At 68.3% G+C, this 20,768-nt stretch carries 26 protein-coding genes; 13 read left to right on the plus strand and 13 right to left on the minus strand.

Annotated features, from left to right (window positions below; all coding sequences use genetic code 11):
- Window positions 1–286 precede the first annotated feature (286 nt).
- The 3 genes from ABH935_RS15890 to ABH935_RS15900 are packed head-to-tail and all read right to left on the minus strand — an operon-like array spanning window position 287 to window position 2,285.
- Window positions 287–934: a class I SAM-dependent methyltransferase gene (locus tag ABH935_RS15890; RefSeq protein ID WP_370378646.1), complete on the minus strand. Its 648-nt coding sequence runs from the start codon at window positions 932–934 to the stop codon at window positions 287–289.
- A gap of 11 nt (window positions 935–945) precedes the next feature.
- Window positions 946–1,746 (minus strand): DsbA family protein, encoded by an 801-nt coding sequence (locus ABH935_RS15895; protein WP_370378647.1) that lies wholly within the window; start codon window positions 1,744–1,746, stop codon window positions 946–948.
- Entirely contained in the window at window positions 1,743–2,285 is a 543-nt protein-coding gene (locus ABH935_RS15900; protein WP_370378648.1) for a SigE family RNA polymerase sigma factor, read from the minus strand. Before ABH935_RS15900 ends, ABH935_RS15895 begins: the two co-directional genes overlap by 4 nt.
- A 127-nt stretch (window positions 2,286–2,412) precedes the next feature.
- Here ABH935_RS15900 and ABH935_RS15905 point away from each other — a divergent pair, with 127 nt between their 5' ends.
- Both ABH935_RS15905 and ABH935_RS15910 read left to right on the plus strand, forming a co-directional pair.
- Window positions 2,413–3,057, plus strand: a complete 645-nt coding sequence (locus ABH935_RS15905) for a LysE family translocator (RefSeq protein ID WP_370378649.1) — start codon at window positions 2,413–2,415, stop codon at window positions 3,055–3,057.
- A 16-nt stretch (window positions 3,058–3,073) separates the two neighbouring features.
- The gene (locus ABH935_RS15910; protein WP_370378650.1) at window positions 3,074–3,547 is read left to right on the plus strand and encodes an N-acetyltransferase family protein; all 474 of its coding nucleotides are present in this window, start codon (window positions 3,074–3,076) and stop codon (window positions 3,545–3,547) included.
- Here ABH935_RS15910 and ABH935_RS15915 read toward each other — a convergent pair.
- Window positions 3,527–4,267, minus strand: coding sequence for a tyrosine-protein phosphatase (locus tag ABH935_RS15915; protein ID WP_370378651.1), 741 nt, complete (start codon window positions 4,265–4,267; stop codon window positions 3,527–3,529). The genes ABH935_RS15910 and ABH935_RS15915 overlap by 21 nt on opposite strands.
- 28 nt (window positions 4,268–4,295) lie before the next feature.
- On the minus strand, window positions 4,296–4,706 hold the full coding sequence (locus tag ABH935_RS15920; protein WP_370378652.1) for a winged helix-turn-helix transcriptional regulator: 411 nt from the start codon (window positions 4,704–4,706) through the stop codon (window positions 4,296–4,298).
- 144 nt (window positions 4,707–4,850) lie between these two features.
- Here ABH935_RS15920 and ABH935_RS15925 point away from each other — a divergent pair, with 144 nt between their 5' ends.
- Window positions 4,851–5,714 (plus strand): SDR family oxidoreductase, encoded by an 864-nt coding sequence (locus ABH935_RS15925; protein ID WP_370378653.1) that lies wholly within the window; start codon window positions 4,851–4,853, stop codon window positions 5,712–5,714.
- Window positions 5,715–5,810: 96 nt separating this feature from the next.
- On the opposite strand, the gene ABH935_RS15930 is transcribed toward ABH935_RS15925, so the two are convergent.
- Window positions 5,811–7,454 (minus strand): MFS transporter, encoded by a 1,644-nt coding sequence (locus tag ABH935_RS15930; RefSeq protein WP_370378654.1) that lies wholly within the window; start codon window positions 7,452–7,454, stop codon window positions 5,811–5,813.
- An 82-nt stretch (window positions 7,455–7,536) separates the two neighbouring features.
- On the opposite strand from ABH935_RS15930, the gene ABH935_RS15935 reads away from it, so the two are divergent.
- Window positions 7,537–8,139: a TetR/AcrR family transcriptional regulator gene (locus tag ABH935_RS15935; RefSeq protein ID WP_370378655.1), complete on the plus strand. Its 603-nt coding sequence runs from the start codon at window positions 7,537–7,539 to the stop codon at window positions 8,137–8,139.
- Between the two features lie 27 nt (window positions 8,140–8,166).
- Here the strand turns inward: ABH935_RS15935 and ABH935_RS15940 are convergent, their stop codons facing one another.
- On the minus strand, window positions 8,167–8,763 hold the full coding sequence (locus tag ABH935_RS15940) for a TMEM165/GDT1 family protein (protein ID WP_370378656.1): 597 nt from the start codon (window positions 8,761–8,763) through the stop codon (window positions 8,167–8,169).
- A 201-nt stretch (window positions 8,764–8,964) separates the two neighbouring features.
- Here ABH935_RS15940 and ABH935_RS15945 point away from each other — a divergent pair, with 201 nt between their 5' ends.
- The 4 genes from ABH935_RS15945 (at window position 8,965) to ABH935_RS15960 (ending at window position 12,408) form a co-directional block, all read left to right on the plus strand.
- The gene (locus tag ABH935_RS15945; RefSeq protein WP_370378657.1) at window positions 8,965–9,831 is read left to right on the plus strand and encodes a helix-turn-helix domain-containing protein; all 867 of its coding nucleotides are present in this window, start codon (window positions 8,965–8,967) and stop codon (window positions 9,829–9,831) included.
- Window positions 9,832–10,002: 171 nt separating this feature from the next.
- Window positions 10,003–10,872 carry a Scr1 family TA system antitoxin-like transcriptional regulator gene (locus ABH935_RS15950; RefSeq protein ID WP_370378658.1) on the plus strand — a complete coding sequence of 290 codons (870 nt, stop codon included), beginning with the start codon at window positions 10,003–10,005 and terminating at the stop codon, window positions 10,870–10,872.
- Window positions 10,873–10,972: 100 nt separating this feature from the next.
- Window positions 10,973–11,716, plus strand: coding sequence for an ATP-binding protein (locus tag ABH935_RS15955; protein ID WP_370378659.1), 744 nt, complete (start codon window positions 10,973–10,975; stop codon window positions 11,714–11,716).
- A 512-nt stretch (window positions 11,717–12,228) separates the two neighbouring features.
- On the plus strand, window positions 12,229–12,408 hold the full coding sequence (locus ABH935_RS15960; protein ID WP_370378660.1) for a hypothetical protein: 180 nt from the start codon (window positions 12,229–12,231) through the stop codon (window positions 12,406–12,408).
- On the opposite strand, the gene ABH935_RS15965 is transcribed toward ABH935_RS15960, so the two are convergent.
- Window positions 12,386–13,105 (minus strand): nucleotidyltransferase domain-containing protein, encoded by a 720-nt coding sequence (locus tag ABH935_RS15965; protein ID WP_370378661.1) that lies wholly within the window; start codon window positions 13,103–13,105, stop codon window positions 12,386–12,388. The genes ABH935_RS15960 and ABH935_RS15965 overlap by 23 nt on opposite strands.
- 160 nt (window positions 13,106–13,265) lie before the next feature.
- Here ABH935_RS15965 and ABH935_RS15970 point away from each other — a divergent pair, with 160 nt between their 5' ends.
- Complete coding sequence (locus ABH935_RS15970) at window positions 13,266–14,444, plus strand: S1C family serine protease (protein ID WP_370378662.1); 1,179 nt, start codon at window positions 13,266–13,268, stop codon at window positions 14,442–14,444.
- Window positions 14,445–14,595: 151 nt separating this feature from the next.
- On the opposite strand, the gene ABH935_RS15975 is transcribed toward ABH935_RS15970, so the two are convergent.
- From ABH935_RS15975 to ABH935_RS15990, 4 genes are read right to left on the minus strand one after another with little or no spacing between them, the layout of a single operon-like run.
- Window positions 14,596–15,180 (minus strand): helix-turn-helix domain-containing protein, encoded by a 585-nt coding sequence (locus ABH935_RS15975; RefSeq protein ID WP_370378663.1) that lies wholly within the window; start codon window positions 15,178–15,180, stop codon window positions 14,596–14,598.
- Window positions 15,180–15,662 (minus strand): ATP-binding protein, encoded by a 483-nt coding sequence (locus tag ABH935_RS15980; RefSeq protein WP_370378664.1) that lies wholly within the window; start codon window positions 15,660–15,662, stop codon window positions 15,180–15,182. Before ABH935_RS15980 ends, ABH935_RS15975 begins: the two co-directional genes overlap by 1 nt.
- A 3-nt stretch (window positions 15,663–15,665) precedes the next feature.
- The gene (locus ABH935_RS15985) at window positions 15,666–16,070 is read right to left on the minus strand and encodes a hypothetical protein (RefSeq protein ID WP_370378665.1); all 405 of its coding nucleotides are present in this window, start codon (window positions 16,068–16,070) and stop codon (window positions 15,666–15,668) included.
- The gene (locus ABH935_RS15990; RefSeq protein WP_370378666.1) at window positions 16,067–16,276 is read right to left on the minus strand and encodes a hypothetical protein; all 210 of its coding nucleotides are present in this window, start codon (window positions 16,274–16,276) and stop codon (window positions 16,067–16,069) included. The genes ABH935_RS15985 and ABH935_RS15990 overlap by 4 nt, the downstream gene beginning before the upstream one ends.
- A 223-nt stretch (window positions 16,277–16,499) precedes the next feature.
- Here ABH935_RS15990 and ABH935_RS15995 point away from each other — a divergent pair, with 223 nt between their 5' ends.
- A complete protein-coding gene (locus ABH935_RS15995; RefSeq protein WP_370378667.1) occupies window positions 16,500–17,222 on the plus strand; it encodes a GntR family transcriptional regulator in 723 nt (240 codons plus the stop codon).
- Between the two features lie 956 nt (window positions 17,223–18,178).
- Window positions 18,179–19,009, plus strand: a complete 831-nt coding sequence (locus tag ABH935_RS16000) for a hypothetical protein (protein WP_370378668.1) — start codon at window positions 18,179–18,181, stop codon at window positions 19,007–19,009.
- A 29-nt stretch (window positions 19,010–19,038) separates the two neighbouring features.
- Here ABH935_RS16000 and ABH935_RS16005 read toward each other — a convergent pair whose 3' ends face one another.
- Window positions 19,039–19,737, minus strand: a complete 699-nt coding sequence (locus ABH935_RS16005) for a GntR family transcriptional regulator (protein WP_370378669.1) — start codon at window positions 19,735–19,737, stop codon at window positions 19,039–19,041.
- Window positions 19,738–20,292: 555 nt separating this feature from the next.
- Between ABH935_RS16005 and ABH935_RS16010 the strand changes: the two genes are divergently transcribed.
- On the plus strand, window positions 20,293–20,541 hold the full coding sequence (locus tag ABH935_RS16010) for a hypothetical protein (RefSeq protein WP_370378670.1): 249 nt from the start codon (window positions 20,293–20,295) through the stop codon (window positions 20,539–20,541).
- A 2-nt stretch (window positions 20,542–20,543) separates the two neighbouring features.
- The gene (locus tag ABH935_RS16015) at window positions 20,544–20,702 is read left to right on the plus strand and encodes a hypothetical protein (protein WP_370378671.1); all 159 of its coding nucleotides are present in this window, start codon (window positions 20,544–20,546) and stop codon (window positions 20,700–20,702) included.
- The last annotated feature ends 66 nt before the right edge of the window (window positions 20,703–20,768 follow it).

Genomic DNA, 20,768 nt, shown 5'->3' on the forward strand with positions numbered 1-20,768 from the left:
CTCGCGTACAAACGAAGAGTCCCCAACCAGCGGGTCTATGCTGGTCAGGGACTCGTTCACCTGGTGATCCGTTGCCCGTTTGCCGAGTAGGGCGTGGGGGTTCAACTCCCCCCTCGCGCACTTGTGAGTTCGGAAGTCAGGCTCGGTTCCGGTGACGATCACCAGGGAATCGGGCCTCTTCTGTTTTTCCGAACAGCGTTTCCGGCGCGATCGAAATCACATATTCCACCCGTCCGGCCGAACACCGGCGAACGGGTGATCGAACCGGGCGCCTCAGGGTTAGCACTTACGATCGAGTCCCTAGCGCCCCACTGCGTGCCAGCACCCACTGCCACGTCTCGCGCCCCAGGGCCGTCTCCATACTCACCAGCTCGTCGACGAGCGGGACGAAGCCGGCCGCGGCGAGATGGCGGGTGTTCGTCGCGGGGTCGTGGCTGGCGAAGAACATGGGGACGCCGAGCCAGGGCTCGACGTCGTCGGCCGAGCCGCCGCGGCCGAAGGAGGCCAGCAGGAGGCCGCCGGGCCGGAGCCACCGGCCGATCCGGGCCAGGAGCGGCTGCTGCTCGGCGCGGGGGATGTGGTTGAAGCTGTAGAAGGCCGTGACGGCGTCGAACGAGGCCTCGGGCAGCTCCAGCTGTGTCATGTCGGCCTTCTGGAAGGCGGCCCGCGGCACCCGCCGCGCGGCGAGCGCCAGTTGGCCGGCCGAGATGTCCACGCCGAGTACGTCAAAACGTTGAGCCAGCAGGACCGTGGCCGTGACGCCGGCGCCGCATCCGAGTTCGAGGACGCGGGCGCCGTCGGCAAGGTGGCTCCCCAGTTCGCCGACGAAGCGGACCCTTGGATCGTCGGGCACGGCTTCGCCGAACGCGGACAAGTACTCCTCGGCCATGGCGTCGTATCCGGACTCGATGATCGCCTTCGGGTCAGAGCTCACGGGCCGTCAAACTAGTCCGACGCGATGATCTGCGACAACCAGGTATTGACCGTCGCTGCGAGATCCTGTCCTGGCACCAGCGGCCCACTCCACTGCTTTCCGGCGGCTTCGAAGCACGGCACGCCTGGGCAATGCACCGTATTGATAGCGGTGTCGAAGTTGTGCTTGATCCCCGCCGCATAGGGCTGATCGTCCACGCACTTCTCGAAGGCCAGCGTGTCCAGACCGGGAACGACGCGGGCGATGTCGATGAGCTGTGCCGGCGACTGGGAGGCGTCAGCGGCTCCCAAAGGCTGGTGGGCGTACACCGCATCGCGGTAGGCGTAGAAGTCGCCGTGCTCGGCGGCGCACAGCACGGCGTTGCCCGCCGCCACGGATCCGGTGCCGCGGACCGTGTCGTTCCTGTCGATCAGGTCTGTCGGGCGGTACTCGATCTGGATCTTCCCGGCGGCGGCGTCCTGCTGGAGCACCGAACCCAGACCCGCTTCGAGGTCCTTGCACACCGGGCAGCGGTAGTCCTCGTACAGCACCACCTTGGTCTTCGCCGACGCCGGACCCATCGTGACCACCGCGTCCGCCGCCACCGCGGGCTGCGCGGGGCCGCGGGCGGATCCGACTCCCAGCGACGTGCCCACCAGCACCGCCGCGGCGACGACCCCGAGGACCCCGGATCCCGTCAGCCCGTTCCGCCACCGGAGCGAGGACCGTCCCTTGCGGAGGATCACGTCGGTCGGCGGCGCCGCGACCCGTGCGGCCACCGCGGTGCCGGTCATGACCTCCCGCAGGCCGTTCTCCCACGAGTCCTCTGTCATGCCCGTACTCCCTTCATCGCCGCCGCCGGGTCGCGAAACGGGCTCAGCCCCGCCAGCCCCGCGTCGGTCCGCAGCTTCGCCAGCGCCCGCGAAGCCTGGCTCTTGACGGTGCCGACGGAGCAGCCGAGCAGTGCGGCCACCTCGCCCTCCCCCAAGTCCTCCCAGTACCGCAGGACGACGATCGCGCGCTGGCGAGGCGGCAACCCGGCGAGCGCCGCGAAGAGCACGTCCCGCTCCTCGACCCCGCTGCCGGCATCCGGCGGCGCCTGGGGCTCCGGCAGCGTGGCGACGCTGAGCTCGACCGGCCGCTTCGCCCGGAACCGGCTCCGGTTGGCGTTGATCAGGATCTTGCGCACATAGGCGTCGACGTCATCGACCCCGCGCACCCGGTGCCAGGACCGGTACGCCTTGATCAAGGTGGTCTGCGCGAGATCCTCGGCGTGCCCGAGGTCCCCGGTGAGCAGGTACGCCGTCCGCACCAGGCCCGGCCAGCGCGCAGCCGTGAAGCGACGGAACTCGTCTTCGTCCTCGGACCGCATCCGGTACCCCCTTCCGCAGCACAAACCACGGAGTCACCAGATCAGGTTGCATCGCGGGGTACGTCTATGCAGCGGCATAGGACGAAATCCGGTTGCCGCCGCCACCGCGCATGCCGACGATGAACAGATGCTGGCAACCCTGCTGCCCTTCCTCATCGCCTGCACGGCGGTCGCCGCGGTTCCCGGACAGAGCACGGCGCTGATCATCCGGCAGTCGATCCGGGGCGGGAAGCGCGCCGGGATCGCGACCGTCCTCGGCAACGAGAGCGGGGTCTTCGTTTGGGGATGCACCGCCGCCTTCGGCTTCACCGCGCTGCTGGCGGCCTCCCAGATCGCCTATGACGGGATGCGCGTCGTCGGCGCCTGCGTCCTGGTGTGGTTCGCCGTCCAGTCCTTCCGCTCCGCCCGCCGGATGAAGGGGGAGGAGGGCGCCGAGGAACCCGACGAGACCGACGGCCACGCCCGGACCCGGGGACCGCTGTGGTCCTACCGCGCCGGACTCCTGACGAACCTGGCCAACCCGAAGGCCGCGATCTTCGCGATGTCGTTCCTGCCGCAGTTCGTCCCGGCGCACGCCCCGAAGCTCATGACCATGGTCCTGTTGGCCGCCGCCTGGGCCGTGTACGAGGTCTTCTACTACTCGCTCTATGTGTGGTGCGTCCAGCGGCTCCGCACGTTCTTCAGCCGCCGCAAGGTACGCCGGCGCATGGAACAGATCTCCGGAACCGTCATGCTCGGCCTGGCCGTCCGGATGGTCGTGGAGAGCAGCTGACGGGTATCACCCGGACATGACCGACATCGAGATCCGCCCGGCGACTCTGGACGATCTGGACGGCCTCACCCACGACAGCGCCGACCTGTTCGCCGAGGACGGCCTCACGCGGGACCGGCTGCGCGACCCGGATTGGCCGCGGGACAACAACCGCACCTGGTGCGCCGGACTCATCGCCGCTCCGGACGCCCTGGTTCTGGTCGCTATAGAAGAGAGCAAAGTAGTCGGGCACCTGATCGGCACGTTCAGCCCGGCGTCCTCTATGTGGACTGCGGCGCGCGCCGAACTGGTCAGCACACATGTCGCAACTCCCTATAGAGGACAAGGGATCGGCGGTCGCTTGGTCGAGGACTTCATCGCCTGGGGACGGGACCGCGGAGCCGCGCGCCTCCACGTCTCCGCGTATACGGCGAACAGCGCCGCGATCCGCTTCTATCAGCGCTACGGCTTCGTCCCGATGTCGATCGAGCTAGCCCTCGACGTCGACTAGCTTCGCCTTCAGCGCGGCGATCAGGCCGTCGTCGACACCGAGTTCCTGTTCTGCGTAACCCTCTACAGAGCCGTAGCGGGACTTCAGATCAGCGATGAACAGCTCCATCGGTTCCTTAGGAGCGCGCGCATAGGCGGACCATGTGAGTTCGCGGCCCGGATAGAACGCCCTCCAGTCCGCGATCAACCGCTCCGTCGCCAGCTCCGTCAGGGCGAAGTCGTCCAGGACGTTCTCCTCAGACACTCCGATGAGACTGAGGACGAGCATGGCGATGATGCCGGTCCGGTCCTTGCCGGAAGCGCAGTGGAAGACAGTGGTCCCGGATTCGGGATCGGCGATGACCTCCAGGACTCCGCGGATCTCCTTGGCGCCGTCCTGCGCGACTTCCATATAGCGATCCGCGAGGAAGCGCCAGGGATCGAAGTCGTCGCCCAACGCACCCTGGTCGTACGGCTGGTGCTCGATGCTCACGTTGACGTAGCGCAGCCCCGGGAAATCCGGCACCCGGCCGGACTGCTCGATCTCCCACGGGTACCGCAGGTCCACGACCGTGGTGACGTCCAACGCGAGGAAGCGCTCCACATCGGCGGACTCGCTCAGCTTCCGGAGGTTGTCCGACCGGTACAGCACGCCCCACTTCGTCGCACGGCCGTCGGCGGTCGGATAGCCGCCGAGGTCGCGGAAGTTGTGCAGGCGCTGGAATTCCACGTGTCGGGTCATGCGCCCCAGTGTGGATCATCACGCGCGATTATGCGGAGGCGGCCTCGTCGTAGCGCACCTGCGCGGCCTCGACGTCCGGCATCCGGGCCTCCAGGAACGTCACCAGGTCCTTCAGCAGGTTCGCGGTGTCCGAGCCGAGCGGCGTCAGCCGGTACTCGACCTTCGGCGGCATCGTCGACTGCACCTCGCGGGCCACGAAACCGTCCCGCTCCAGGGCCTGCAGCCCCTGCGACAGCATCTTCTCGCTGACCCCGTCGACCCGGCGGCGCAGCTCGTTGAACCGGACCGGGCCGTCCCGCAGGGCCATCATGATCAGCGTGCCCCAGCGGCCGGTCACGTGCTCCAGCGCGTGGCGCGACGGACAGCGCGCCTGCAGGACGTCGTAGGCCAGGTCGAGGGCGCGCTCTTCCGGATCGGCTGTCGCGGCGCGCGTACTCATGCCATCCACGGTACCTCACGCGCTTTCCGAGCGGAAGCACTGTGCCTCGGGTTGCACTTTCCAAAAGTTAGTGCAACTGTGGGGATCGCACTAACCACGAGAAAGCGCCCACCCCGGGCCGCCGCCACACCCTGAGGAGTCCTCATGACCATCGCCATCACCGCCGCCGGCGGCCATCTCGGCCGGCTCGTCGTCGAGGACCTGCTGGAGCGCGGGGTGCCCGCCGAGCAGATCCGCGCCGTCGTGCGCACCCCGGACAAGGCGCAGGACCTCGCCGCCCGCGGCGTGCAGGTCGTGCGCGGCGACTACGCCGACGTCCCGGGTCTGACCGAGGCCCTGCGCGGCGCCGACAAGTGGGTCTTCATCTCCTCCAGCGGCTCCGACGAGGACCGCCTCAGCCAGCACCTGACCGCGATCCAGGCGGGCCGGGCGGCCGGCGTCGGGCACGTGATCTACACCTCGATCCCCAAGGCCGAGACCAACCCGATCCCCTTCGCCTCGGTCCACAAGGACACCGAGGCCGCGATCAAGGAGTCCGGCCTGCCCTACACGTTCCTGCGGAACAACTGGTACTGGGAGAACCTGACCGCGAGCCTGCCGAACGCCGTCGAGCACGGCGCGATCATCGGCTCGGTCGGCTCCGGCCTGACCGCGTTCGCCTCGCGCGCCGACTACGCCGCCGCGGCCGCGGTCGTCGCCACCACCGAGGGCCACGAGGGCGAGGTCTACGAGCTGACCGGCGACAAGGCCTACAGCTACGCCGAGATCGCCGCCGAGGTCTCGCGCCAGGCCGGCAAGGACGTCGCGGCCGTGAACCTGGACCCCGAGGAGTACCGCAAGACGCTGGCCGGCTTCGGGCTGCCGGACTTCCTGTCCAAGGGCCTCGCCGACGCCGACTCGAAGATCGCCGAGGGCGCGCTGGCCGACGTCACCGACACCCTCCGCACCCTGATCGGCCGCCCGACCACCACGGTCGCCGAGGCCGTCACGGACGCGCTCAAGGCCTGATCCCGCCTCGGAAACGCAGAAACACAGAAACACAGAATCCGCCGGTCTCCCCCCTCGGGAGACCGGCGGACGTCTTTGTGCACTCACACGGTGCACTCACACGGTTGCGGCGTAGTCAGGGGAGAGCTCAACGGATCCCGCCGCCTGGGCCTTCTTCTCGTGCTTCTCGTGCTTCCCCTTCTTCTCCTTCTTAGGAGCCGCCGGCAGAACCGGCTCGTTGCGCAGGACCCGCAGGGCGAACACCGCGGTGAGCACCAGGACCACCGAGCCGACCGCGGCCGCGGTGTGCAGGCCCGAGGAGTAGGCGTCCCGCGCCGTGGTCAGCAGCGCGTGGGTGGCCGGGCCGGGGAACTGCCCGGCGACAGCGTCGGCGCCGCCGATGGTCTCGTGGCCGGCCCGCACCGCCGCGTCCGGGACCCCGGCGGCCCCGACCGACCGCATCTTGTGGTGGTAGATCGCCGCGCCGACGCTGCCCAGCAGCGCCATCCCCAGCGAGCTGCCGAGTTCGGCACCGGTCTCGTTCAGCGCCGAGGCCGAACCGGCCCGCTCGGCCGGGGCCGCGGCCATCACCATGTTCCCGACGATGCTCTGCGCCGCCACCACGCCGCCGGCTGCGACACCGGCGCCGATCAGCAGCACGATGATCGGGTTGCCCGGCTGCGCCAGCGTCAGCACCAGCGCGCCGGCCGCTGAGACCAGGAACGCGACCCCGATGATCCGCCCCGGGCGGACCTTGGCGGTGAGGGCGCCGGTGACGCCCATGCCCACGCTGATGAAAGGCATCGCGGCCATCGACCACAGCGCCGCGGTGAACGGCCGCATCCCGGCCACCGACTGCAGATACTGGGTGTTGAAGAGGCTGAAGCCCATCAGGACGAAGTTGCCGCACAGGTTCACCAATATCGGCGCGCGGAAGCTCGGCTTACGGAACAGCTCCATATCGATCAGCGGGCTCTTCGCAGTGTGCTGACGGATCACGAAAGCGATGGCCAGCGCGACACCGAAGGCCAGCGCCCCGGCGGCGGTGACACTGAAGCCGTCCACGGCCAGCTGCTTGATGCCGTAGACCGCCGGGAAGACCGCCGCCATCGACAGCACCGAACCCAGGATGTCGAAGCGGTGGCCGGACTCCGAGGCCTTGTACTCCGGCAGCAGCAGCGGGCCCAGGACCAGCAACAACGCCATCGCCGGCAGGTTGATCAGGAACACCGAACCCCACCAGAAGTGGTTCAGCAGCACGCCGCCGACGATCGGGCCCAGCGTCACGCCGCCGATCAGGCCGCCGGTCCACACCGAGACGGCGGTCTGCCGCTGCTTGGGGTCGTGGAACATGTTGCGGATCAAGGCCATCGTCGAGGGCATCAGCGTCGCCCCGGCCACTCCGAGCAGGGCCCGGGCGCCGATCAGCAGCTCCGCGCTGCCGGAGTAGGCGGCGAGGACCGAGGCCGCGCCGAACGCCGCCGCGCCGGTCAGCAGCAGCCGGCGCCGGCCGATCCGGTCGCCGACGGCGCCCATCGTGATCAGCAGGCCGGCCAGGGCGAAGCCGTAGGCATCCATGATCCACAGCTGCTGGGTCGCGCTCGGCTTGAGGTCCGCGCTGATGAACGGCAGGCCGAACAGCAGCACCGACATGTCCATCGAGATGAGCAGACACGGCAGGACCAGCACGGCCAGTCCTATCCATTCCTTGCGGCCGGCCCGCGGAGCCGGAGCGGTTTCAGCGTTCTGCGTCGTCGTCATGAGAGGACCGTACAACCGTCTTGGACGCTTGTGCAAGACTGCCGTACAAGACATCCGTCTAAGACTCGGATAGACTCGTGCCATGAGCAACCGTGACGATCTCCTCGCCGGGGCCAAGAAGTGCCTGCTGGAGAAGGGCTACTCCCGCACCACCGCCCGGGACATCGCCCAGGCCTCGGGCGTGAGCCTGGCCGCCATCGGCTACCACTTCGGGTCCAAGGACGCGCTGATGAACGAGGCGATGTTCCAGGCCATCGGGGAGTGGGGCGACCACCTGGAGCAGGCCTTCGCCAAGGCCGGACCGGAACTGTCGGTCCAGGAGCGCTTCTCCCGGGTCTTCGACGACGTCTCCGCGACGTTCGACCAGAACCAGTCGCTGTGGATGGCCAGCTTCGAGCTGATCATCGAGCTCGACCACATCCCCGGGGCGCGCGAGATGTTCCGGAACGCGATCCCGGAAGCCCGCAAAGGCCTGACCAACCTCATCCTCGGGATCCCGGAGGACGAGATTCCCCCGGACCTGGAGATGGGAGCCGGCGCGGTCCTGTACTCGCTGATGGCCGGTCTGCTGATCCAGCGCTTCGCCGACACCGAGCGCACGCCGACCGGCGCGGATCTGGCGCGCGGCCTGCGTCAGCTCGCCGACGCCCTGGAGGCACGCGACAAGGCCGCCGCAGCCTCCTGAGAACGCAGCCGCCCGACCCTCACCGGCTCAGCCGGCGACCGCCTGCCACAGGCTGACGCCGGCCAGCACGATCATCACCAGCGCTGCCAGCCGGACGATCAGGTGCAGTGGCAGCACCTTGAGCAGCCCGCGGCCGCCGACGATGGCCAGCCCCCCGACCGCCCACAGACCGAGCGTGGCCCCGAGGCCGACGGCCAGCGGGTCGGCGTACTTCGCGGCCAGGTTCGCCGTCACGATCTGGGTCAGGTCCCCGAATTCGGCGACCATGATCACGCCGAACGCGGTCCCGGCCACCTTGCCGAACCCGGCGCCGGCCGCCAGCTCCGGGACTTCCTCGGCCTCTTCCTCGCCGGACTCGCGCCCGTGGCTGCGCAGCATCAGCACCGCGCCGGCCAGGAACAACGCGGCCACGATGCCCTCCAGCGGGCGCCGCGGAATCAGCGAGAGCAGCGAGCCGGCCGCGACGGCCAGGCTGACGTGCACCACGAAGGCCGCCGCCACCCCGGCGAAGACCCACGAGGGGCGGTATCTGGTCCCCAGGATCAGGGAGGCGATGGCGGTCTTGTCCGGCAGTTCGGCCAGGAACACCACTGCGAAGGCGGTGACGAGGGCGGCCAGACTCATGCGGCGCTCACCAGCGTCAAATTACAGCGAATCGGACCGGCGTGAAGGCCGAACAGGTCTATGGGTCAGCACTCCGTCCGGCGGTAACCACGCCGGATATCCAAGATCACATTGAATGATGGTAGCTCGACCGGGTGATAGACACGGCATTAGTCCCGGAAACCCTCCCAGATCCTCCGCGGTGGCGGCCACACTGTGGGAATGAGCCCAGCACGCAGCGTATTAGCTGAAGAACTCGGTCGGCGCCTGCGTCGGCACCGACTGGACCTCGGCTTGTCCGGACTCGAAGTCGCCGCCCGCGCCGGTGTCACCCAACCCTCGGTGTCGAAGATCGAGCGCGGCATGATGCTTCCCTCCACAGAGGTTCTGGAGCGGGTGCTCGGCGTCCTGGGCCTCGGGGACGAGCACCGCACCGATCTGCGCGACCTGCTCACCCGCGCGGTCGACGACGCCGCCGACCGGCGCCGGCACGGCCGCGGCCTGGCGCTGCTGGACGCCATCGCCGAGCGCGAGCGCAACACCACGGTCCTGCGATCCTTCTCCACGTCGATGATCCCGCCGTTGCTGCAGACCGCCGACTACGCCCGCTACGCCGCGCGCCTGACGCCCTGGATGTCCGAGCGCGAACTCGGCCGGGCCTCGGCGCTGCACCTGGAGCGCCAGGGCGTCTTGTTCGAACAGGGTCGCAGCTTCGAGTTCCTGCTGACCGAGAGTGCCCTGCGGCTGTGCCCGGGCCCGCCGACGCTGGCGGCGACGCAGGCCGACCGGCTGCGCGTGCTCTCAGCGCTGCCCGGCGTGCGGATCGGGATCGTGCCGGATTCGGCGGCGGTGTCCGAGGTGTTCCCGCTGTACGGATTCACCCTGCACGACGACGCCGCGGTGGCCGTCGAGACCTTCACCGGCGAACTGCTGCTCTCCCGCGCCGACGAGATCACCGCGCACGCCGCCGTGCTGGACGGCTACGCGGCCGGCGCCGATTTCGACTTGGAGACCGTCACCGGGCTTCTTACGAGTGACAGACGTCCGATGGCGTCTATCCCGGCGCCGGCCGGGGCAGGAACCGGCTGAGCCGGCGGGGCGCGAGCCGCGCCGGAGGGCCTCGGGCCGCCGGTCACCGCCGGGACGAGGCGCACGTCGGGTCGTCGGCCCAGTCCAACACAATCCATACAGGTGACCGCCGGCTACTGATCCTGCCGGATCGGTCACCGATTCCTCACAAGTGGTGTAGAACCAATGGGTATGAGTGCGGTGCGAAGTCCATACGCGGCCAAGCTGGGCGGCCGGATCCGGCAGTTCCGGATGGAGCGCGCGCTGTCCAGCGGCGAGCTGGCGGCCGCCGCGGCTGTGACCTCCTCGGCGGTGTCCAAGGTCGAGCACGGCAAGATGGTCCCCAGCCGGGACGTGCTGGCCCGGATCGTCACCGCCCTGAACCTGCCGGCCGAGGAGCAGGAGAGCCTGTTCGACCTGCTCGGCCAGGCCGCCGCCGACGCCGCGAGCAACCGCGGCTACGGCAAGGGCCTGACACTGCTGAACCAGATCGCCGACCGCGAGCGGGTCTGCTCGGCGGTGTCGACGTTCTCGAACTCGATCATCCCGCGCCTGCTGCAGACCGCCGAGTACGCCCGGGACGCCAACCGGCTCACCCCCTGGCTGTCCGAGCGCGAGGTGGGCAAGGCCGCGATGACCCACACCGAGCGGCAGTCGGTGCTGTTCGAGGACGGCCGCGAGTTCACCTTCCTGATCACCGAGGGCGTGCTGCGCACCTGGCCCGGCGAGCTCACGGTGATGGCCGCGCAGTTCGACCGGCTGCGGCAGATGGCCGTGCATCCCGGGGTGCGGGTCGGGATCCTGCCGTGGACCTCGGCGATGCGCGGGCTGCCGATGGTCACCTTCACGCTGTACGACGACCGCGAGGTCGCCGTGGAGATGTTCACCGGCGAGCTGCTGATGGCGCAGCCTGACAAGGTGTCGACACACGTGGCGCAGTTCCGGCGTTTCGAGGAGTCGGCCGTATACGGTGAAGAGGCGATCGGACTCATCAATCGGGTGGAGATGGACCTCGCGCGGCTGCCCCCACTAAACCTGGATGAGGAATCATCATCCAAATAAGGGAACTTCCTTGAAATGCCCTGAAAAAGGGCACGTTGGGGGCTAGCCTGGCTGACGGGAGGGTGGAACCGCCCCCTCCCCACCGTCCGGGAGGCCCCCATTGTCGTACTGGTCTCGTTCCTTCCCCGGGCTGGCCGAGAACCTCGCCGAGGTCCGCCAGTTCACGCAGATGGTGCTCGGCGACGCGCCGGGCGCGGACCTGGTGGTCCTGGCCGTCTCCGAACTGGCCGGCAACGCCATCGTGCACACCGCCAGCGGCGCTCCCGGCGGGCAGTTCGTGGTGCACCTCGCGGCCTTCGCGGACCGCTGGCAGGTGCGGGTCGACGACGAGGGCTCGCCGACCGAACCGCACGTGGTGGTCGACGGCATAGACGTCGAAGGCATAGACGAGGACGCCGACTGGGACTGTGAATCCGGGCGCGGGCTGGCGATGGTCTCGGCGATCTCACGGAAGTGGGGCGTGCTGGGCGACGGCTGCGCGCGGGCGGTGTGGGCCGAGATCCCGTATCCGGTGCAGACGACCGGAATCGACGCCGTGATGTCCGGCGGGATGCTCGACGCCCTGGAGTCGGTGGCGCGGGCTCTGGACGCCGAGGACGACCCGTCATGCCAGGGGGTTCCCTCGCCTCCTCAAGTCCCCGCCGCCCGCTGGCCCGGCAGGGTGCCCTTCGATCCCGCACGGGCCGAACGGTTCCGGAAGCAGGCCAGTCACGCCGCCTTCATGCGCGCACTGGCCGAGAACGCGTACGCCGAAACGCTCGGGCCACGGCCGCTGCCGTTCTGGCCGCCGTTCCCGAATCCGCTTGCGCTCCAAGGGTCTTCGCCGGGAGGCGGAGGGCGATAGGACGAGGTCGCACGGCGTGGGACCGGGATTGTCAGTGGCGTGAGAGACGATAATAGCCACCAAAGAGACAAATCTCCCGAAAGGACCGGCCATGAGACTTCGTCCCGCGCTGGCCGTCACCGGCTCAGTCTTCTTGTTCTCCGCCAACGGTTTCGCCGCGCACGCCGCCGCACGATCCGCGGGCACCGGCGCGCTACCCGCCTCCGGCACCTCCGTCGCCCTCACCGAGGACGGCGACATGGTGTTGGAGTGCAACGGAATCCTGCGCCGCTTCGAGGTGCTCGGCACCGGGCAGGTCCGCGTCGGCGACCGGGTGGCCGGCGATCGGCCGACCGTCGTCGTCCGCACGGAAGCCGAGCAGCTGACAGGGTACGACGCCGAACTCGGCACCGTGACCGTCTCCGAGAAGGGCCCCGCCAGCGGCAGCTTCGTCGCCCCTGCCGTCGGCCGAGAGTACCCCGCCGCCGAGTCACTGGCTCAGGATCTGACCGTCTCCATGCAGCACAGCCCGTGTGGCGACGTTCGCCACCAAGGCCGCTTTCCCTTTGCTGAACACGGATCTGACCGCCTTCCCGCCCCGCGACGCGGTCTACCTGATGGTCGATCCGGTGGAGCTGCCGGACGTCGCGAACCCATCCGGGCCCTCGGTCACGCTGACCGAGTTCCCGCTCACGATCTCCCAGGCGCCGTGACCTCCGGACGCGGCGCCACGGCCCGGTAGCCGTCGAAGAGCGGTCCGCCGAGCCGGTCCAGGACGTCGCGGGCGAAGGCCTCGACCGCGGCCGGGTCGTGCTGCGCCGCCAGCCAGCGGTCGGCGAGCTCCGGGTCGTGGGCGCGCAGTTCGCGCAGCAGCCATTTCCCGGTGCCGTTCCAACGGTTTCCGGCGACCAGGGCGAGGTGCGCCGCGTCGGTCCACAGCACGGCGGCGACGACCTGACGCTCGCCGGGATCGGTAGCGTGCACGAGATCGTCGAGCAGATCGGTGAGGCCGTAGCGGGCCGCTTCGAGCCGCGCCGGTGCCAGCGGATCGGGTCCGGCGTCCAGGACTGCGCGGCAGGCCGCTTGGCGTTCGGCCGGATCACCCACGATCGGCGTCCCGCAACCGACCATCCGGTACAGGGTCGGCTTGCGTTCGGGGCGTTCCTTGGCGAGCCACCAGTCGAGGGTCCGCTCGTCGTGCACGAACAGCTCGACCGGCCAGCCGGCGAAGACCAGCGACTCGCGGCGCGGCGCGAGTGGATCGTCGACAGGGAGCACGACGACGATGTCCAGATCCGAGCCCGCGGTGCGGTGCTCGGTCAGGACGCTGCCGGCCAGAACGGCGTACACAGCCTGTGGATAACGGTCGCGCACCAGAGTCCGGGCGGCGCCGAGCGGATCGCGGTCCATCGCATGATGATCGCGCGCGGCCGTGACCTCGGACAACTCGTTTCCTGAAGACAGGGCCCGGCTGTTCCTTAGGAATCGGGCCGTCTACTTCACGGCTTTCTTCACCGATTCTCATGCTCTCGGCAAGGCACTCTCATCGTCCCGGCGCATCGTGTTCACCATGACCGGATTCGAGCACGACCCGTACCAGCCGGAGCAGCCCGCCACCGGCAACCCGCAGCCGTGGGGCCACCCGTCTTCCGGGCCGGTGCTCGGTCCGGCCCACGCTTCCTCGTCGGCCTCTTCCGACCCGTCCGGCTCCTCCACCCACCCCGCCTCCTCGGACCTGTCCGCGACGTCGACCTCTTCGGGCGCGCTGCCCCCGTACACCCCGATCACCTCGGTGACCCCGGGCTACGCCGTTCCCGGCGGCCCGGACCACCCGGGCGGCCCCGGAGGCCCTGGCTACTCCGCGATACCGGCGTTCTCGCCGGAGCCGCCGCAGCCGCCGCGCCGCAAGCGCCGGATGGGCCTGGCGCTGATCGTCGCCGGGACCATCGCCGCCTCGGCCGCCGCCGGCGGAATCGCCGGGAGCATCACCTCTCACAACAGCTCCTCGAACACCGCCTCGTCGAGCACCCCGCTGAACAACACGACCGTGAACACCCCGGTCAGCAACCAGACCGGCACCCCGAGCACCACGGTCGGCCAGGTGGCCAAGGCCGCCCTGCCGACGGTCGTGCAGGTCGCGGTTGACTCCTACCAGGGCAAGTCCGTCGGCTCCGGCGTGATCCTGAGCTCCAACGGTCTGATCCTCACCAACAACCACGTGATCTCCGACGCGGCCAACGGCAACGGCCAGATCACCATCACCTTCAACAACGGCAAGACCGCCCAGGGCACCATCGTCGGCTACGACACCGGCAGCGACCTGGCGGTGATCAAGGCCCAGAACGTCAGCGGCCTGCCCGCGGCCAGCCTGGGCAACAGCGACACCATCCAGGTCGGCGACACGGTGATCGCCATCGGCTCCCCCGACGGCCTGCAGAGCACGGTGACCAGCGGCATCGTCAGCGCCCTGAACCGCCAGGTGACGGTGAGCAGCGAATCGTCGAGCCGGTTCTCCGGCGGCAGCCAGGTCACCTACAACGCGATCCAGACCGACGCCAGCCTGAACCCCGGCAACAGCGGCGGCCCGCTGCTCAACTCCCAGGGCCAGGTCATCGGCATCAACTCGGCGATCTACTCGCCGACCAGCTCCTACGGCTCCCAGGGCGGCAGCGTCGGCCTCGGGTTCTCGATCCCGATCAACCAGGTGAAGACCATGCTCAGCAAGCTCGAAGGCGGACAGATGAGCTAGCTGACACCGAAGCGCGAACGCCCCGGATGGTGGCTCCGGGGCGTTCGCCATGTCCGTAGCCGACCGCCGAAGCGAAGGCCGCGTCCAGCGGCGCCGAGTCTTCGGCGCCGCCACCGCCCGAGAGGAACGCCGCGTCGGCCATCAGATGGCCTCACTTGCTCTGTCGCCCACGCTGCCGAGCGTAAAAGTCGTGATCGTCAGCAGGCTCACCGGGGCCGGGGCCAAGGCGGCGCAGACGCGGGACGCCCTCGGCGATGGGCCGGAGGTCCAGTGAGTAGCCGAGCTGTCGGGCCCAGACGACGTGGGCGATCGGCCGCGGGGGCACGCGGACGAGTTCCCAGCGTTGGATCGAGTCCCGGCTGACGCCGACCAGCTCGCCGAGCTGTCCCTGGGCCATCCCCAGTGCCAGGCGGCGGTTCCGTAAGGGGACGGCCAGCCGCCGCCTTTCGAAGGACTCCCATGCCTCGCCGGGGCGCTGGCGCTGCGGACCGTTGCGGACTTCGCCGTCCCGGCCGATGATCACCAGCCGGCGGCCGAGTTCGCGGGACCATTGGATCAGGTGCCCCAGGGTCGGCTCTATCGCCCCGGTCTCCCATTCGGATACTGCTCTCCCCCGGACCGGAAGGCCCACCGCCAGCGCGTTCTGGGAGATTCCGACCTCTAAGCGTGCGGTTCGCAGACCATGGATGATCCGCTTCAGGGCCCGTTCCGCACCGGCGTCAACGTGCAGCCCCATCAACGCTTCCAGTCGTCCGTCGTCATGCCGACCTTTCGTTTGGCTCTCAACTGTTGGGGGAGGTCGGCGGTGGGGCCCGCAGGCCCCGATATCGCCGGAGCCTCGTCGAAGGGGATCTCGGCCCACACCGAGCGGGCGTTCTCGTCGCCGTCGACGCCCCAGCGGTCCGAGAGGGTGGCGACGATGGTGAGGCCGCGCCCGAATTCGGCCTCATCGTCCGGAGCGCGCAACGCGGGGGTCGAGGGGCCGCCCTGGTCGTCGACCCGCACCAGGCAGCGGTTGGCGAACCGGGTCAGCCGCAGGACGAACTCCCCTCCCGGTCGTCCGCTGGCCGTGTGCTTGATCGCGTTGCCGGCCAACTCGTCCGCGACCAGCGCCACGGTGTGCGCCGCGTCGCAGTCGCCGAGCACCGCACAGGTGAAGCGGCGGGCCTCGGCCAGGCACTCGGGCCGGCCGGCGAACTCCTTGTGCCAGATGTCCACGGCTCACCCACCCCCTTTGGGCGGCCGGGTGTTCCACCGGCAGCGGATCAGCGTCTCGGTGTGCTCGGCGACCTGCAGCGCGGCCTGGCGCGGGTTGCTGCCGGTCTCGTGCATGACCAGGCAGGCCAGAGCCGTCTGCAGACCCCGGTGGTAGCCGTGCCATTCACTCTGATCGCGGCGCGCCTCTTCCTCAGCGGCGGGGAAGAACTCCCCGGCGTCGAAGGTCAACGTCGCCGCCAGCCCCAGCACCGCGAGGTAGCTGCTGGAGTGCCCCGCGGACAGCAGCCGCCGCTGGAACTCCGCCTCCGCCGCGGTCACGGCGATGCCGAACATCGCCGGCACCCGGCCGACCACCCGGCCGTCGCTGTGCTCGGCCAGAAAGGCCCTGATGTCCTCCGGCCGCCTCATGCCGAACCCGCTGGCTGGGTTCGCGACCACGGCATCTCGACAGTCCGGTGCACCACCGTCTCCGGCAGCGGAAAGCGGTCGAGGGTGACCCGCGTCCACCCGCTCGCATCGGTCACGCATCCCAGGACCCGCACCCAGGCCCCGTCGACGTGGGCCCAATCTCCCACCGCGAGGTCGGCTGCGGACTTCAACTCGAATCGAGGCACCTTCGGTCTCCTTTCGGCAGAACGTGCCATGCGATCTCGTGACGCGCCGTTAGCTCCCGATCGCAGAGGCGCACCTCAGGTTACTGATTTAACAGTATCCAGACAAGGATAACTGGGGATTTGCCACCTCCCGCCCGCGAACGCCGCATACCGGCGTAGTGCTGCTACTGTGTCGCTGAGGTGGGCATGGAAGGGAACTGATGAAAGTAGGGGCCAGCGACACATGAAGCGCGTGGACAACCGTCCCCAGTCCGCGCAGATCGCCGCCGACCTGCGCGCGAAGATCCTCGCCGGCGACATCACCGGCACCCTCCCGACCTTCGAGCGCTTGAAGGAGCTCTACGGCACCACCACGAACACCGCCCAGCGGGCCGTGGCGATGCTCAAGGCGGAGGGCTTCGTCGAGGGCCGGCGCGGCAAGGCCCTGTTCATCCGCGGCGACCGCATCAGGATCAGCGAGGCCACGGCCCAGCTCGAACCGCCGACCAGCACCATCACCTACCAGATCCTGCACATCGGCCCCGAGCGCCCGCCGTCGGACGCGGCGCAGAAGCTCGGCCTGGCCGAAGGCGAAACCGCGCTGCTCCGCAAACGCCTGATGCTCCGCGACGACGAACCGGTCGAGATCGAGTGGTCGTACTACCCGGACTCAGTCATCACCGGCACCGCGCTCGACCAGCCCCAACACCAGCGCGACCTCGCGACCGAGCCCACCGTGCTGGCAGCCCTCGGCTGGCAACAGCACGGACTCATGGACGAGATCCAAGTCCGCGAGCCGACCACCGAGGAACTCCAGACCCTCGAACTCCCCGACGAGATCCCGGTCATGCGCACGCTTCGCACCATCACCGACGCGAACGGCAAGGTCCTTGAGGTGACCGTCATGATCACCAGCGGGCATCTCTACGGAGTGCGGTACTACCAGACGCTCACGCCGCCGGCATAAGACTCGGGCCGCATTCGCATAATACTGTCGTACCAGTATTCTTTCGGCCCGGGCTGAGCCGCCCCGCGGGCGCGAAACTGATCTTCTGGCGAACGCCTGCGAGTAGCGGCAGCGACTGCGGTCTCGACCGCAACGCGAAAGCCCCGGACCATAGCAGGTCCGGGGCTTTTGCTACCGGGGTGGACCTTCTTGTGGCTTACTCGAACCCAAGTGCCCAGGTCACAGAGATTCGGAAGCGGCTTGACTCGTTGGCACGCGAGCAAGGCGGGGTCCTCGATGTGGACTCGGGTCCATAGCCTTCCCCCTAGGTTTTGATCATCTCGTCGGTCGGGCAGGCTGCGCCTTGCCGGGCGTCGTCCCCATCGTCAAGTGCTCTCCTTGATGATGGGGACGACGTCTGGCAACCCTTGTGGTGTCCGACCGGCGAGGTGATCAAAACCGGACGCTACCAACATTGCTCGGGAGTGATCTTCGCGGCCATCTCGGAGGGAGGGCTCGCCGAAGGCGTGTCCATTTGTTTGTGGGCCGCGAAGCCGGGTGCCGGCGGCGCGTGGTGAGGCGTGCGGGACGCATCCGACTGAGTAGCGCGCCGTAGGCGTCGTTTCAGCTCTCGCTCGTGCCCATCGCGAACTGCAACGTGTTGGCCTGTTCCGGTGACCACGCGCCCCAAGAGCGAAGGGGGTGTCTTCGTAGGAGGGCAAGGGCTAACGAAGTGCCCTTGACGTCCGGAGAAGGCGCCACCGTAGCGGTGGCTATAGCGCGTTACGCAACCGAATTAGAACGCCAAGGTAGGACGCCAGCGGAGACAGCGAATCGCTCAATCGGGCGTCAGTGGGTTGACTCGCTCCCCTACGACGCTACAGACTCGATATGTTGCTTATTGAAAACAGTTTTCGCCACTGTCTACCCGCTTCATGTGGGCCTTCGACCACATGCAGCACCGTTAGGGTGGGGTTGTGCCAGAGCTTGTACTCACTCCCGAACGTCGCGCCGAGCTGCGCGCGTTCCTAAGCGATGATCAGTTACTCCGCGCGGAGTATCCCCGCGTCGCGGAGTACTTCGACGCGGCAGCTGGCTTGTCTGGCACGGGGGACCGCGAGGCTGATGCTGCGTTTGACGTGAGGCTCTTGCACTTCATGACCGGCGACGCAGCGACGAGCGTCAATCCGTACTGGGAGATCGTCGCGGCGTCGGTGTCCAAACACAATGGGCGCCGTGTAGTCGATGGCGGCAATCCTCAAGGCAGCGCACAGCTTGCCTACGCTCAGATGATCCTTCAGGCCGCTTACGCCTATGCGATTCCTTCCCCCGAGTCGATCGATTGGGTAGCCCAGTTCAGCGGTGGGCGCCCGATCATCGAGCTAGGTGCGGGTCGCGGCTACTGGGCTGCGCAACTCTCACACGCCGGCCACGAAGTCCGCGCCTATGAACTGGAGCCGCCGGACACGATCGACAACGCGTCGTTCCCACGAGCCGCCGGGCAGGCCAACGTGTGGTTCCCGGTCGCAGGACTGGACCGCTTGTCGGAGGCGGATATGAAAGAGTTCGTGCTTCTTCTGTGCTGGCCGCCCGGCTGGGGCAACAGCATGGCGTCGGATGCGCTGGCCTCTTTCGAAGCCGTTGGCGGCGATCGGCTCGTCTATATCGGCGAGCCCAAGGGTGGCAAGACAGGCGACGATGCGTTCTTCGACGCGTTGACGAACCGCTGGAAGCTGGAGTCCACGGATACGAGCTTCGTCTCTTGGTGGAACTTGGCAGACGCCGCGCAAGGTTGGGTCCGGCGCTGACGGCTGCCAAGTCACAGTGGGACCGCGGCTTACGGTTGATCGGCTCCCTTGTCGGTTACGTCCCGCCTGATCGGCATCCTGAAGAGGAAGGCGTCGTAGCGCCCTTGCGGGTAAGAGATGTCCGAGATCATGATGAGCTGCCCGTCAACAGCGTAGAAACGCTGGTGGATGGTCTTGACGAGATCGCCAGGCGTCGAACGCAGCCATTCGGCGTGACTCGGCTCCGGTAGCCGATCAGCAAGCGTCTCCTCCAGATCCGTAGCTGCCGCCACGCCGCTGACACCTCGCGGTTGGTATGTGTCTGAAATCGACACTGGCCGCCCACCTTCTGAGGCACGCGTGACGGTATGCGTGATCGGGTCACCGACCGCGAGCCCGAATGCCTCGGAGAGCGCGTCGGTGGCAGGCAGCTCGGAGATGTCCCGTTCCACCTGGACCTCTTCGTCGGACTCGTGTCGGAACGTCGTCTCGGCGGTCTCGGTCTGACGCTCCGGCGATACCCGCACCAGGTTCGGCCGATCGGTCACGAAGTTCCCGCGTCGGCGAACCGACCGGACAAGTCCTTGGCTCTGCAAGAGCTCGACAGCCTTTCGCGCCACGATGTCGGACACCCCGTGCTGCTGAGCGATCTCGGCGAGGCTCGGCAACTGTGAGCCGGGCGTCAGCTCTCTGCTGCGGATACGACGCGCGAACGCGCCAGCGATGGTGACGTAAGCCGGTTCTGGCATTCGACTTGATCCCTTCGGTCTGTTGCTCGGCGAGGGGCACGCCTATCGTATACGAAGAGCTTGTGCGTATACGAAGCTACGTATACGATGGCCGTGCTCTCACTGACTCAAGCGAAGCGCCTGATGGGTGACGTATCAGGCTTTCGGCAGACGAAGGTGGTCGAAGTCAAATGTGTCTAGCACGACTCGGACCGGAAGGCGGCGCCTACGCGGAGGCTGCCTCCGGCGACTCGATCGGAATCAGGCAGGAAGGGTGATCGTGGTGCAGTCGAAGGTCAAACCTGCGCTTCCGGCCGGCTCTCCTCCTGGTGCTGAGGTTCGGTATGCATCCCAGGTGCCGGTAGGGGCGTGGGTCGCTCCGTTGGGCGAGTCGATGAACGTTGGTGCGTGGCGTCCGACTGTGGACCGGGCGGTGGCTCGGGAGTACACGGTTCTGTTCCACGAGAAGCCCTCTGCGGGGAAGGCGCCGGATGCGTCCAAGTTCCGGCATGGGGTGTTGGTTGCGTGGTGTCGTACCCGGCCGACGTTTCCGAACCCTGTTGAGGGGGTGCGGTCGTGAGCATGTTGCTGGAGTCCGGTCCGGCGCGGCTGTCGGAGATCGAGTTCGGTTCGCTGGTGCTGATCGGTGCCACGTGGCGGCGTTTGGAGCGTTGGGAGACGACCGGCGGCGACGGCGGAAACCCCTCACTTTGGTGGGTGTTCTGGTTCGGGTCGTTGCTCCCGTCGATGTACCTGAGCGAGCCGTCGTTCATGCAGGTTTGGCGCGGCGACGATGCCCCGCGTACGTCGGGGGTCGTGTCGTGACAATGCAGGAGAACGACACGACAGGCGTGTTCTACGAGCGGCCGTGTGTGTGGGATGAGCCGCGCGGTCGCACGCGGGTGTTGCTGCTGGCGACGGTGGCGCTGGCGTCGCTGACCGCCAATGCGGTGGGGTTGCTGATCGTGTTCAGGGGCGGTGCCTGATGAGGCTGCACAAGCGCCGCCCTGTTGAGCCGGTGGAGCCCTCGGAAGCCGTGGAGTCCTCGGGAC

Origin of the sequence: Catenulispora sp. GAS73 (assembly GCF_041262085.1) — a bacterium.
Taxonomy (GTDB): Bacteria; Actinomycetota; Actinomycetes; order Streptomycetales; family Catenulisporaceae; genus Catenulispora.